Source organism: Cytophaga sp., assembly GCF_051961495.1.
Taxonomy (GTDB): Bacteria; Bacteroidota; Bacteroidia; order Cytophagales; family Cytophagaceae; genus Cytophaga.
The window spans coordinates 1-12,782 of record NZ_JBQCDF010000226.1 but is presented as its reverse complement, the minus strand read 5'-3'; the positions used below and the strand labels follow the sequence as shown (position 1 = coordinate 12,782).

Annotated in this window: 12 protein-coding genes; 7 read left to right on the top strand and 5 right to left on the bottom strand. The window is 35.4% G+C overall.

Annotated elements, in window-relative coordinates; all coding sequences use genetic code 11:
* The 4 genes from ACTHJT_RS12660 to purL form a co-directional block, all read left to right on the top strand.
* The coding region (locus ACTHJT_RS12660; RefSeq protein ID WP_440238722.1) for an enolase C-terminal domain-like protein at positions 1–449 on the top strand (449 nt) is incomplete at its 5' end.
* A gap of 3 nt (positions 450–452) precedes the next feature.
* Positions 453–1,616, top strand: a complete 1,164-nt coding sequence (locus tag ACTHJT_RS12655) for a hypothetical protein (RefSeq protein ID WP_440238720.1) — start codon at positions 453–455, stop codon at positions 1,614–1,616.
* Positions 1,617–1,831: 215 nt separating this feature from the next.
* Positions 1,832–2,389: an SUKH-4 family immunity protein gene (locus tag ACTHJT_RS12650; RefSeq protein ID WP_440238718.1), complete on the top strand. Its 558-nt coding sequence runs from the start codon at positions 1,832–1,834 to the stop codon at positions 2,387–2,389.
* Between the two features lie 222 nt (positions 2,390–2,611).
* Positions 2,612–6,304, top strand: coding sequence for a phosphoribosylformylglycinamidine synthase (purL, locus tag ACTHJT_RS12645; protein ID WP_440238716.1), 3,693 nt, complete (start codon positions 2,612–2,614; stop codon positions 6,302–6,304).
* Between the two features lie 187 nt (positions 6,305–6,491).
* Here purL and ACTHJT_RS12640 read toward each other — a convergent pair whose 3' ends face one another.
* Positions 6,492–7,112, bottom strand: a complete 621-nt coding sequence (locus ACTHJT_RS12640; protein ID WP_440238714.1) for a PAS domain-containing protein — start codon at positions 7,110–7,112, stop codon at positions 6,492–6,494.
* A gap of 476 nt (positions 7,113–7,588) precedes the next feature.
* Between ACTHJT_RS12640 and ACTHJT_RS12635 the strand changes: the two genes are divergently transcribed.
* On the top strand, positions 7,589–8,527 hold the full coding sequence (locus ACTHJT_RS12635; protein ID WP_440238712.1) for an IS1595 family transposase: 939 nt from the start codon (positions 7,589–7,591) through the stop codon (positions 8,525–8,527).
* Positions 8,528–8,537: 10 nt separating this feature from the next.
* Here the strand turns inward: ACTHJT_RS12635 and ACTHJT_RS12630 are convergent, their stop codons facing one another.
* The 3 genes from ACTHJT_RS12630 to ACTHJT_RS12620 all read right to left on the bottom strand — a co-directional run bounded on the left by ACTHJT_RS12630 (position 8,538) and on the right by ACTHJT_RS12620 (position 10,512).
* On the bottom strand, positions 8,538–9,725 hold the full coding sequence (locus tag ACTHJT_RS12630; RefSeq protein WP_440238710.1) for a hypothetical protein: 1,188 nt from the start codon (positions 9,723–9,725) through the stop codon (positions 8,538–8,540).
* Positions 9,722–10,123, bottom strand: coding sequence for a hypothetical protein (locus ACTHJT_RS12625; protein WP_440238708.1), 402 nt, complete (start codon positions 10,121–10,123; stop codon positions 9,722–9,724). Before ACTHJT_RS12625 ends, ACTHJT_RS12630 begins: the two co-directional genes overlap by 4 nt.
* Before the next feature lie 83 nt (positions 10,124–10,206).
* Positions 10,207–10,512 (bottom strand): helix-turn-helix domain-containing protein, encoded by a 306-nt coding sequence (locus ACTHJT_RS12620; protein ID WP_440238706.1) that lies wholly within the window; start codon positions 10,510–10,512, stop codon positions 10,207–10,209.
* Positions 10,513–10,623: 111 nt separating this feature from the next.
* On the opposite strand from ACTHJT_RS12620, the gene ACTHJT_RS12615 reads away from it, so the two are divergent.
* Together ACTHJT_RS12615 and ACTHJT_RS12610 are read left to right on the top strand one after the other, a co-directional pair.
* Positions 10,624–11,877, top strand: coding sequence for a hypothetical protein (locus ACTHJT_RS12615; RefSeq protein WP_440238704.1), 1,254 nt, complete (start codon positions 10,624–10,626; stop codon positions 11,875–11,877).
* Positions 11,877–12,155 (top strand): hypothetical protein, encoded by a 279-nt coding sequence (locus ACTHJT_RS12610; RefSeq protein WP_440238702.1) that lies wholly within the window; start codon positions 11,877–11,879, stop codon positions 12,153–12,155. The genes ACTHJT_RS12615 and ACTHJT_RS12610 overlap by 1 nt, the downstream gene beginning before the upstream one ends.
* Positions 12,156–12,170: 15 nt before the next feature.
* Here ACTHJT_RS12610 and ACTHJT_RS12605 read toward each other — a convergent pair whose 3' ends face one another.
* Entirely contained in the window at positions 12,171–12,359 is a 189-nt protein-coding gene (locus ACTHJT_RS12605) for a hypothetical protein (RefSeq protein ID WP_440238700.1), read from the bottom strand.
* Positions 12,360–12,782: the final 423 nt, after the last annotated feature.

Sequence of the window (12,782 nt, the reverse complement as noted above, 5' to 3'; positions counted from 1 at the left end):
ATCCCGATCTTCTGATCCGGGAAATGGAAGATCTTAAATCTCTTCCGTTGGAATTTATTGAACAGCCCTTTCCCTCAGAACAAAAGGATGTGTATAAGTACTTTAAAAAGTATAGTACGGTACCGGTTATAGCCGATGAGTCGATAACTTTTTCGCCGGATTTAAAAGAAATTAAAGAACTTTTCCACGGTGTAAATATGAAATTGATGAAGGCCGGCGGCTATCGGGAAGGTGCTCGTATATTGCTTAAATCTAAAGAGTTAGGTCTTAAAACCATGGTTGGTTGCATGGTTGAAACAACCCTGGGAATACGCTCCGGGATGTGGATTTCAGGCCATTCTGACTATATTGATTTAGATGGAAGTTTTGTAATTGACAATGAACCTTTTAAATTAGTATCCGAAAACCTTGGAAGGTTAGTCATTCAAACAAGTAAATTTTTTCATTGAAAAATGGCAAAAGTAGCGAAAAAGAGCGCAAGTAGTGCAAAAAAAGGTGCAGCAGCCCCAAAAGGTGCTGTTAAAAAGACTGACAAACAGAAAAAAGCACCTGTTAAGGTCGCATCTACTGCCTCCAAAAAGAAAGCAACTTCAAAACCGGTTGTTAAAAAGGCAGCTCCTGCCAAAAAAGCAGCTGTTAAAAAGGTCGTTGCTAAGAAAAGCGTTAAACCTGCTGCACCTGCCAAAAAAGCTGTTGCTAAAAAAGCGGCTCCGGCCAAAGCGGTTTCTAAAGGAAAGCCCGTTCCGGCTAAAAAAGCTCCTGCAAAAGCTGCTGTAAAGGTTGCTCCTAAAGCTGTTCCGGCTAAAAAAACTGCTCCTGCTAAACCTGCACCTGCTGCTAAAGTTGACAAATCTGCCAAGACTAAGCCGGCTGCTGCTGTTAAAGCTGCTCCAAAAGCTGAACCTAAAGACCCTAAAAAAGCAGTTATGTCTTCGGAAACTGCAGCTGATATGGCTGCAAGAGCTATGGCTAAACCACAGCCTCCAAGAAGAAAAAAGAAGAAAAATGATGATGACGATGATGATGAGGAAGAAGTTGTTTTCCGTAAACCGGTAAAAACACCTAAAACTTCTGCTGTTAAAAAAGCGTCTGCAAAATACGTATCTGAAGAGTTAACATTGGAAGGTCCTGCTCCTAAACGTATCGGGGCAATCAACATGACCTCTGAAGAAAAAATCAAGCTTAAAAAAGCATTGCTTAACAGATGCATTGATATTCAGAAGAATGCAGTATCCATTGCTAAAAAAGCCATGGAAGAAGCGCTAACAAGCGCAAATGCTGAAAAAGTTTCTGAAGAACTGTCAGACTCATTCAGAGAATCTATGCATGCAACAAGAGATATGTATGCAAGACAAGCAAATGAAGGCGTTAACAACTTAGGTTTGTTGAACAGAATCAATATTGTTGAACATGATAAAGTAAAATTCGGATCGGTTGTTTTCACAAACTTCCAGAACTATTTTATCAGTACAGGTTTAGGTGAAATCAAAGTAGATGACATGAGCTTCCAGGCTGTATCTACCCTTGCTCCTTTGTTCCAGATTTTAGTTGATAAAAAGAAAGGCGATACATTCATGTTCTTAGACCGCTTGTATACGGTTGTGGAAGTGTTTTAACTGTTCGTTGAGAAATATTTTAAAACCTCGTTCGGCTTAAGTCGGACGAGGTTTTTTCTTTGCAACAAAATCCCAAAATACAAATGACAAATTCCAAACGGATGTAGAATATTCGTCTTTCACAAAACTTGATGTTTTCTCTATTTGGAATTTGTTTTTTGTTATTTGGAATTTAAATCACTGAAATGTATTCAGAAAACACCTACCTTTGTTCCATGAATATTCAAGACTACATCGACTACTGGAACGAACAGGATATTGAACTGGATAAAATCAAGCTGGAATCAGTGCATGCCATTCCGCTGCCGGTAGATATACTGGAATTTCTTTCCATGGTAGGTTTACCCAAAGAAGCTGCTCCTTATCTGACATTCAACATAACCTCCTTCCCCGCTTTTGTATCCCCGGATGATCTGTACGACCTGGAAGACAGGCCTGATCTGTCTGATTGGTTTATCATCGGCGAAACCGGAAACAGCGATCCCATTTGCATTGACCCGATGGGCGGTTACCGCATCTGTTATGTTGAAACAGAAAATGATTTCAATGCTGTATTCATGAACAGCTCATTGGACAAACTGGCTATCTGTATTTATCTGTATGAGAAATTCATTGAAAAATATTCTACCGAAGAAAGTGAGAATTTAGTGTTTGCAGATGCAGATTGGGAATACCTGAAAAAACAGTTTCTGGATATCGATCCGGAAGCCCTTGCTGAAGGCACATTCTGGGATTATTACCTGGAATATCTGCTGGTAGATAGAGAAGATTAATACTAAGTACTTAGTACAGAGTACAGAGTACTAAAAAGCCTTATAAAAAGCTGCAGTATAAAAATCAGAAACCTTCTTACTCAAATTATTCGTTTGATCGGAAAATAAAACATTAAATACTCTGTTCTTAATACTCTGTACTCTGTACTTAAACTAACCCACAATCTAGCTTTTCATACCTCGAAACCGTATCTTTGTAGCTTCAATTGACATTTGAACACCATGATCGTTTTCGCGAAAAAAAGTACCGGCACCATCTATGCCATTCATACTGAAAAATCATTAACAGCAGAAGATAAACAAAAATTAAACTGGCTTCTTGATGGCGAAGTTCTTTCAGATACTTCCCTTTCAGGATTTTTTAAAGGGCCGCGCAAAGAGATGCTTACTCCATGGGCAACCAATGCCGTTGAAATTACCCAGAACATGGGTATTGAGGGAATTCTTCGGATCGAAGAATTTACTTCTGTTGCCAACGCAGAAGCGCATCATGATAAAATGCTGGAAGTTGTATACCAAAACCTGACACAGGACCTTTATAACATCAACATTCAGCCGGAACCGATCAAATACATTGATGATATTGCTGCTTTCAACAAAGAAGAAGGTCTGGCTTTAAGCCAGGAAGAAATTGATTATCTGGATTCAGTTGCAAAAAAACACAACCGCAAACTTACCGATTCAGAAGTGTTTGGTTTCTCTCAGGTGAATTCAGAGCACTGCAGACATAAAATTTTCAATGGCCGTTTTATCATTGATGGTGTTGAAAAAGAAACATCTCTTTTCAAACTGATCAAGAAAACATCAGAAACAAATCCGAATAAAATCGTTTCTGCATACAAAGACAACGTATCGTTTACGAAAGGTCCGGTGATGGAACAGTTTGCACCGGCAACACAGGACAAGCCTGATTATTTCGAACGCAGGCATGTTGAGTCTGTTTTATCTTTAAAAGCAGAAACACACAACTTCCCTACTACGGTTGAACCTTTCAACGGTGCTGCAACCGGCTCCGGCGGAGAGATCCGTGACCGTATTGCCGGCGGTATCGGCAGTGCGCCATTGGCAGGTACTGCTGTATACATGACTGCATATTCCCGTCTTACACAAGACAGGCCGTGGGAAAAAAATGGTATGAAAGAACGTGACTGGCTATACCAGACACCAATGGATATTCTAATTAAGGCTTCAAACGGAGCTTCTGACTTTGGTAACAAATTCGGACAGCCGGTAATTAATGGTTCTGTGTTTACTTTCGAACATGAAGAAAATGGAAAACGTTTTGCTTTCGATAAAGTGATCATGCAGGCCGGCGGTATTGGTTATGGCGTGTTGAAAGACGCGAAGAAAAATCTGCCGAAGAAAGGTGATAAGATTGTTGTAATGGGTGGTGATAACTACCGCATTGGTATGGGTGGTAGTGCTGTGTCTTCGCTTGATACAGGCGCGTTGAACAGCGCCATCGAATTAAATGCAATTCAGCGTTCAAATCCTGAAATGCAGAAGCGTGTATACAATGCTATTCGTGCCATGATGGAAAGCGGCAATAATCCAATCGTTTCCATCCACGATCACGGTGCAGGCGGGCACCTGAACTGCTTGTCGGAACTGGTGGAAAGCACCGGCGGTAAAATTGATCTGGCGAAATTACCGGTAGGTGACCCTACCCTTTCTGCAAAAGAAATTGTTGGTAACGAATCACAGGAACGTATGGGTCTTGTGATTGATCAGAAAGATATAGCAACGCTTGAACGTGTTGCCGCACGTGAGCGCGCACCGTTGTATGCTGTTGGTGATATTACAGGTGATCATCAGTTTACGTTCGAGTCATCTGTGACTGGGGCAAAACCGATCGACTGGCCGCTGGAAGATATGTTCGGTAATCCACCGAAAACCATTCTGCGCGATGAAACTCCTGTTACTTCCTATCAGGAAATTTCATACGAGCAATCAAAATTGAACGAATACCTGGAAGCAGTACTGCAGCTGGAAGCAGTGGCATGCAAAGACTGGTTAACAAATAAAGTGGACCGCTCGGTAACAGGTAAAGTCGCCCAACAACAAAATGTTGGCTCATTACAACTACCTTTGAGCAATTTCGGAGCCATGGCGCTGGATTATCGTGGTAAGTCTGGTGTGGCTACAGCTGTTGGTCATGCACCTGCTGTAGCCTTGATCAATGCAGAAGCTGGTTCAAGAATCGCAATCGCTGAGGCACTGGCAAACATTGTGTTTGCGCCGATTGATGGTGGTTTGAGCGGCGTGTCACTAAGTGCAAACTGGATGTGGCCTTGTAAAAACAAAGGTGAAGATGCACGTTTGTACGCAGCAGTTGAAGCGGTAAGTGATTTCGCATGTGACTTGGGAATCAATATTCCTACTGGAAAGGATTCTTTGTCGATGACACAGAAATATAAAGACGGAGTGGTATACGCACCGGGAACAGTAATCATTTCTGCATCCGGTGAAGTAAGTGATATCCGTAAAGGTGTTACGCCGAACCTGGCCAAAGAAGCCGGCAGCGGACTGATCTACATTGATCTTACTTGTATGCCGCTAACACTGGGCGGTTCATCGTTTGCACAGATCTTAAATAAACTTGGAAATACAACTCCTGATATTTTAGATACAGAGCATTTCGAACGTACGTTTGATGCGATTCAGGATTTATTACAGGATGAACTGATTCTTGCCGGACATGATGTATCAAGCGGTGGTTTGATCACTACCCTGCTTGAAATGTGTTTCCCGGAAAATGGCATTGGTTTGAATGTTTCTCTTGACTTTTTAGGTGAAACAGATCTTGTTAAATGTTTGTTTGCAGAAAATCCTGCATTGATTCTGCAGGTAAAAGATGCGGTTAAGGTACAGGATATCCTGGTGAATAAAGGCGTTGGTGCTGCCATCATTGGTACTGTTGAAGCAATTGATAAAGTAAACATTCAATTGAATGGAAAGACTACTGCATTTGATATTGCTGCATTGAGAACGATCTGGTATAAGACTTCTTATTTACTGGATAAGATGCAGAGCACACCGGAATATGCAAAAGAACGTTTTGATAATTATACAAAGCACGAAATCAAATTTACATTTCCTGCAGGCTTTACCGGTAAGCTTGGTGCATACGGACTGGATGCTGCACGTACTACGAAGAGCGGTATCAAAGCAGCAATCATTCGTGAGAAAGGCGTGAACGGAGATCGTGAAATGGCTTATGCTATGTGGCTTGCCGGCTTTGATGTGAAAGATGTTCACATGACTGATTTGATTGCAGGTCGTGAAGATCTGAGTGATGTAAACTTCATTGTGTTTGTTGGAGGCTTCTCAAACAGTGATGTACTGGGCTCTGCCAAAGGTTGGGCAGGTGCTTTCCTGTATAATGAAAAAGCGAAGAAAGCACTGGATAATTTCTACGCAAGACCGGATACCCTTTCATTAGGCGTATGCAATGGCTGTCAGCTAATGGTTGAGCTTGGCTTGATCAATCAGAACCACGATGCGAAACCTAAAATGCACCACAATAGTTCTGGTAAATTTGAATCGATTTATCTGAATGTTGATGTAGCGAAAGAAAACAAATCAATATTGTTGAAATCCATTGAAGGATCTAAGTTAGGGATCTGGGTGGCACATGGTGAAGGTAAATTCTACTTCCCGTATGATGTAACGAAATACAACATTGCATTGCAATACAGCCACGCTTCTTATCCTGCTAATCCAAACGGATCGCCGGCTAATGCTGCAGGTATTGTTTCCGATGATGGTAGACATTTAGCTATGATGCCACACCTGGAACGTTCTGTTTTCCCGTGGCAATGTGGTTACTACCCTGCAGATAAAGCGAAAGATGAATGTACACCTTGGATAGAAGCATTTGTGAATGCGCGTAAGTGGGTACAGAATTTTAAATAATTGTGCGATAGACAGGATTACTTTCTTTTAACATCTAAAAGTTGTTCTTTGTACAGATAATAAAAATCCCCATCCCGATAGTCATCAGGGTGGGGATTTTTATTAAAGGACAGATTTTATTTATTGGAAAGGCAGTAATTTTGCCTTTCCTGCAATTTTTTAAACCGTGCTTTAATCGCATCGTGTATTATAAGAGAGGATTGCTGCAGAAAAGAACAATCTTTTTTAAATGATTAAGCTGTATTGAATCTGTAACATCCATTGAAAAGCCCAGAATATTTGTTTGTCCAGTTATTGGATTGAAAAACGGAATTTTATGCGTTTTAAAAGAATAAGTAGAACCGTTTGGCAACGAAAAGTTTTGTTCCGGTAATTCCAGAGCCTGTTTGGTGGTTAGTACCTTTTCATCTGTTTCTTTTATCAAAGAAAGCTCTTCTTCATCTTTAATAAAATAAGAATCGTCTTTACCGATAATTTCCTCCTCCTCTACTTCGAATAATTTGGCTTCCAGTGAGTTAATTATTTGGTAAGTGCTTTTTTCATCTTTGATAAATACCGGAAACGGCATACTTTCAATGATGATTTTCAAAAACATATTCGTTTTATCGGAAGTTATGGAGTCAAAATCTTCATCTTTCGATTCTGTATAAACAGGATTTTTTTTGTACTCTGCTAATGTTTTTTGAGTTTCGTATAAATTTTCAATTTTTAAATTATCTAAAATTGACTCTAAATATTCAACCTTCTTTTCAATATTTGCTATCTTTTTATCGTATTCAAGCATGATTTTAAAGTTATTATATCCCATAAAACATATAATTTAGTAAAACATCTGTTTAACTACATCATCAATATATATACTATAAATTGTATTATTCTTCTAATGTAAGGATATCGACAATAAACAATATTTTATTAGTAAATAAACTGCTGTTAGACAGGTTTTATATAGTGGTTTCAGGAGAATTTATATGGAAATGAAGGAAAAAAGCTGAAGCAAAATTTCTTTAAAGAGGTTGAAAAACGTCTGTTGGGCAATTGGATTAATTGACTCTCGGAAACTTTGAACCCAACAATCCAAGAACTTAAAAGAATCTAAATATATAGTAATTTTTTCGTCTCTCTTTAAACTTTCATTTCCGATATAATATAACCTGTGATACCAATACATAACGCATTGATACACAGGTTATTTATTTTTAATAATTTGCATTAAATCTGGAAACAAAATTCCTTATTATGCGTTAGCATATTGGTATCCAGACTATTAAAATATTAGTATATATGAAATTATTGGATTTTATTAAGAAGTTCCCCGATGAGCAATCTTGCAGACTTTATCTAAAAAATAAAAGAGAGCGTGAAGGCATTACATGTAAATGTTGTAAAGGAACAAAGCATTATTGGTTTGAAAAACAAGGCTTGTGGAAATGCGCTAAATGCGGTTCAAGAACGAGTTTAAGAGCAGGAACTTTTATGGAGCAATCAAAGCTACCGATGCATTATTGGTTTGTTGCTATGCATTTAATTTCAACTACAAAGAAATCCTTTTCAACATTGGAATTACAAAAACAATTAGGTCATAAATATTTTGAACCGATATTGGATATGCGTAAGAAGATAGATGTTATGATGGGTAAAAGAGATGCGCAATATAAACTTAAAGGAAGAATAGAAATGGATGAAGGGTTCTTTGAGGTTGTTAATATGGATATGAAGGGTCAGAAGTTAAAACGAGGTAGAGGTAGTCAAAGACAATGTGCAGTATTAGTAATGGTTGAGAGCACACCATTAACAACGGAAGAAAAAGAGAACAAGAAAAATAAATTCAGACCTGATAGAAAAGTAGGTCATGTTAAAATGGTAGTGTTAGATAATACATCTAAAAAGAGTATTAACTATGAAGTTCGCAATGCTGTTGAGCCTACATCTACTATTGATAGTGATGCGTGGAAAGGCTATGCTGATTTATTAGATGTTGTAGAAAATCATAATAAAGAAGTAATTCCCAAAAAACAGGCGCATAAGAAATTACCGTGGGTTCATACTTTTATTAGTAATTGCAAGAGATTATTATTGGGAGTTCATCACAGTATTAGAAAAGAGTATTTGCAAAATTATTTGAATGAGTATGTATATAAATTGAATAGAAGATATTTAGAAGACGAAGATATATTTGATAGACTACTTGTAGCGGGTGTTAGTGGTAATTGGAACAAGTAATTAAATCAAATTATGTTAGGAGTTTATAATTTGTTAAGAAGTGATGAATTTGTTCTGCGCTAACTGTAGTTTCGGGTTTATAAACTGTAGTAATAGTAAATAAATATTTATCAGTAGAAAAATTTACTTTATCTGACTTTAATGTTTCAATTATAGCTGCATCTATTTTGCCTTTAAAAATGTATTCCTCGTTGTTTTCAATTGTAAAAGATGGAGGATTAACATTAAAATCCAATTTTAAGAAAACACCTTCTGTTTCTTCAATATCTGTTCGTTCAGGAAGTTGTTCATCAATAACTTTTTTAATCTTTTCTGCTTTAGATTTACTTAAATCAGCAGTAGATGTTTCTTTTGATGCAGGATTAGCTAATGTAGCATGAACACTAGCATCATTTGCGATTATTGTTTTTACTATTTGAATATAGGATTTAATAAATTTATCATCTTTGAAGCCTTCAAAAATTTTTTCAAGGTCTTGCTTACTTTCAGAATTTAAAAGTTCAATTACAGTTAGAAGTTTTTTATATTCTGGAATATCTTCATATATGTTTAAAAGCGTGCTTTGAACATTTATTTCAACACTTATTTTGAATGAAGATACCGCAGGGTTAGCATAGGCTACTTTTTCATTAAGTGTTTTATAATTTATATCTAATAAATCAGCAATAATATTTTGAATTGGATTAAGAAATTTATCAAAAACCCAAGGTTTCAAACTAGTCTTTAATTTATCACTTTGAACATATAGTTCTAAAATTACTTTGGCTCTTTGTGTAGCATAAAGAGCAACTAACTGCTCACTAGTAGAAGCTATTTCTTGTGTAAATTCAACAGTATAAGACTTTTTAATTGGATTAATAGGAATAAAATCATCAATCGGTATTAAATAAGATTTTACAGTTTCGTTATCATTAATATTGTATTGTGCTACATAAACAACCCTATTTTCACTTGTATTAAAAATATCATGAAGATTTATTTCACCATTCATAAACGAATTAAGCCTTGTATCACTGATAGCTATAATAAGTCGTTGTTCAATATCATCAGTAATAAATACATCTAAATAGCTTAAAAATTTTGTTCCTGCATTATCTATTTCAAGGTTAAGAATAGGCAAATCAGTAAAATCTAAAAGCTCTAAAACTTCTAGTTCTAAAAAATTTTGGTTCAATATGTATTTATCATCAAAAATCATTCTTCTTCAATCGCTACAATACTTCTAGTTTCTATTTTTAAAAGTTCAGCTTCACTATATATCCACAAATTGCAATGCCCTGTTTTTTCGGTTATATCTATTTTACCATGTTGTTTTTTTATTACTAACTCTGCAATAAAGTTGCCCATTTTCTTATTTTTTTCAGTGAGCATTTCTTTATATTTTGCTAATGCTTGGTCATAGGTCTTATATAGAGAAACAGCATGTGCAACGCATTGTTTTTTGTATTGCGGATTATTCGGATATAATTTAGTATGTGGGCGAAATTCATCTTCACTTATAACATTTTCTTGAAATATTCTGAATAGAATAATATCCTTTTCAATTGCTGTAAGAGGAGGGCAAGTTTTATTAGTTGGTAAAGTTTCTCTAAACATCAAAAATAAAGCTATGTTGAATGGACAAATATATATTCTTTTCTAAACAATTCAATACCTCACTAAAGATTAAATAGGACTATCTACTCAAATCCTTCACTAAAAAACTCTTGTGGTGTCATCCCAAAAGCTTTTATAAGCATCATTAAGCTACTAAATCTAATATTCTCACCTGTTTCATAACGAGCATACTGGCTTCTTGTTATTTCATTTTCATAAGCGAAAAAATCGGCATTCGTATAACCCAGCTTTTTACGAATAGTTTTAATCCTGGTCGCAAGTTTCTGTATATCCTTATCTGTTTTCTTATCAATTGCTTTTTTTGCAATGGGCTTCTTTATAGCCTTTTTAACAGCTTTTGTAGCTTTTTTAGTGGGTTTCTTTTCCATCAGGTAAAAGAAATCAATGCCCTTTAATAAACTAATCTCTATTAAAATACCCTCTAATAAAAGAGTATTTAATAAAAGAGTGCTATATTGCTTTATAAAACCTTTAAACCCATGAAAAAAGCAATCTTTTTAACTCTGCTAACCCTTTTAACAATCTTTGAAATCAATGCTCAATGCATCCATTTATACCAATGCCAATACTGCGGTCAAAATAGCCGTGGAACAACTAAACCGTCAAGTGGCAAATACTGCCCTCAAAAGCCATCTTTAGGGCATAGTTGGCAAGACCAAGGAGTAGATGACCCTGAATGTGTAAGGCAACAAAATGAGGCAAACCAAGCCCGTCAAAAGATGCTTGCAGACTGTGAAAAGAATGGCATTAAATCGTTCAATGGTGGAACTGTTATACAATGGTATTGCCCCTCAGGAAAACCCTCTACAGTAAAATTTCCCAATGGCATTATCAAAGAATATGAAATTAATGGAACAGTAAGTAAAATATCTACTCCTAAAAATGGAGGAATGGATATTGAAGAATATGAGGATGGAAAACTCAAATCAAAAGGATGGATTAACAGCAATGGTAATAAAGATGGTGAATGGTTTTTCGCTTCAATAGATGGATGCACTAATTGCATTGCAACCTATGATAATGGAGAGTATTTAGGGATAGGAACGAAAGCAGATATTGAGAAAAAACAACAAGAAGCTTTAATAGAAACAGCTAGGTTAAAGAAAGAAAAATTACAAAGTGATGAATTTCAATCTGCAATGAATAAATACCAAGATGGTCTATATAAAACCTACTATGGTGATACTATACCGTTAAGTAATTTTTTAAAGAAATATCCTGATGCTTTACCTGAATATAAGGAACAAGCAAGAGAGGCTATCAAAAATAAAAGTGATAACGATGCCTATTATTTCGCTAATAATAGCATATCAAATTACATCAAGTATCAAAAGAACTTCCCCAATGGAGTTCATATTGATGAAGTAAATAAATTGGTTAAGACTTATGTTCTAAAAAATACCAAAGAACTAACTACTACTATCAATCAAAAATTAGAAGAAGGGAATGCTACAAAAGCCATTGAATTATGTGAATTGGTATTAAGATACAAAAACGATTTACATAACTCACAGTATTTACCTATAACGATATACTATTCATTAGCCTTATGGTCTTCAGGTAATACAACGAAAGCAGTAGAGGTTGTTAAGCCTTATACTACCTCTGTAATCAATTATTCAGATGGTGATAAGAAATTCATGGATAAGTATTTTATTATTCATGACCAATATAAGAAACCATTACATATTGATACAGATAAAGAAACATATAAAAAGATAAAGACTCTATAATGATTTTAAAAATAAGTAAAGAAGAAACAATCGCTCATGAAATATGGAATATACTCTATAAAAATTTCAAAGAATTAATAGAAGATAAAGCTTTTCTAAATACTCTGAATTTTGAAATTATTAATGACTTCCATAATAAGAATGTATTCTTTTCTTATGTTCTAAAAGAAGATACAAGTATTCAGAAAGTAGAAATAGCACTTATGACTATTGGGATTTATAAAGAATTCATTGATAATAGTAATCCTGGTAAAAGGTATTTAGCCGTTTGGATGTAAAAGAAAAGGTAGCCGTTAAGCTACCTTTTTCTTTTTATCAGTTTCTTCCTCATCCTTTTCTAACTCTTCCTTCTCATCTTCAGTAATTTCTTTATCAACTGATTTATCCCTTAATTCACCACCTTCATCATAGACCTTTTCAATCTCTGCGCCCTTGGAAATTGGGGCAGATGTGTAATTTTCAAATGTTAATATGTATTTCATAACAGAACTATTGCTTTCTGCTATATATCTTAAAAATTAGCTATTTTTAATCATTTATAATTCATTGAAATACTGTATATTGGATTGTTTATAGATTAAGAAAATTTAGGTTCAAAGTTTCCGAGAGTCAATTTGGATTATTTAAATCATACGTATAAGTACGTATGATTTATATGCTTTTTTAGTGGAATTTGCTTGTTATAAACTGTAAATAGTCTTTCTCATACTAGATCATAATGACCCGGGAAAGTACATAAACTGCATAAATACAATGAATTAAATATTTTTTTTTGTTACAAATAGAAGTCATTTTCTATATGTTTTTTTGATGTTTAAATGTAAATAAAGTAATATTTTAGAAGTATTTTTTTAGCATAAATTGTTTAAATTTAATTAATTATTGAAAAGTTACTATTGAGGTTT

Bases quoted from the DNA above. Each gene is read 5' to 3' on its own strand.
- ACTHJT_RS12630 (WP_440238710.1), bottom strand. From the start codon at position 9,725: ATGATTTTTGATGATAAATACATATTGAACCAAAATTTTTTAGAACTA.
- ACTHJT_RS12610 (WP_440238702.1), top strand. From the start codon at position 11,877: ATGATTTTAAAAATAAGTAAAGAAGAAACAATCGCTCATGAAATATGG.
- ACTHJT_RS12620 (WP_440238706.1), bottom strand. From the start codon at position 10,512: ATGGAAAAGAAACCCACTAAAAAAGCTACAAAAGCTGTTAAAAAGGCT.
- ACTHJT_RS12655 (WP_440238720.1), top strand. From the start codon at position 453: ATGGCAAAAGTAGCGAAAAAGAGCGCAAGTAGTGCAAAAAAAGGTGCA.
- ACTHJT_RS12640 (WP_440238714.1), bottom strand. From the start codon at position 7,112: ATGGGATATAATAACTTTAAAATCATGCTTGAATACGATAAAAAGATA.
- ACTHJT_RS12605 (WP_440238700.1), bottom strand. From the start codon at position 12,359: ATGAAATACATATTAACATTTGAAAATTACACATCTGCCCCAATTTCC.
- ACTHJT_RS12615 (WP_440238704.1), top strand. From the start codon at position 10,624: ATGAAAAAAGCAATCTTTTTAACTCTGCTAACCCTTTTAACAATCTTT.
- ACTHJT_RS12625 (WP_440238708.1), bottom strand. From the start codon at position 10,123: ATGTTTAGAGAAACTTTACCAACTAATAAAACTTGCCCTCCTCTTACA.
- purL (WP_440238716.1), top strand. From the start codon at position 2,612: ATGATCGTTTTCGCGAAAAAAAGTACCGGCACCATCTATGCCATTCAT.
- ACTHJT_RS12650 (WP_440238718.1), top strand. From the start codon at position 1,832: ATGAATATTCAAGACTACATCGACTACTGGAACGAACAGGATATTGAA.
- ACTHJT_RS12635 (WP_440238712.1), top strand. From the start codon at position 7,589: ATGAAATTATTGGATTTTATTAAGAAGTTCCCCGATGAGCAATCTTGC.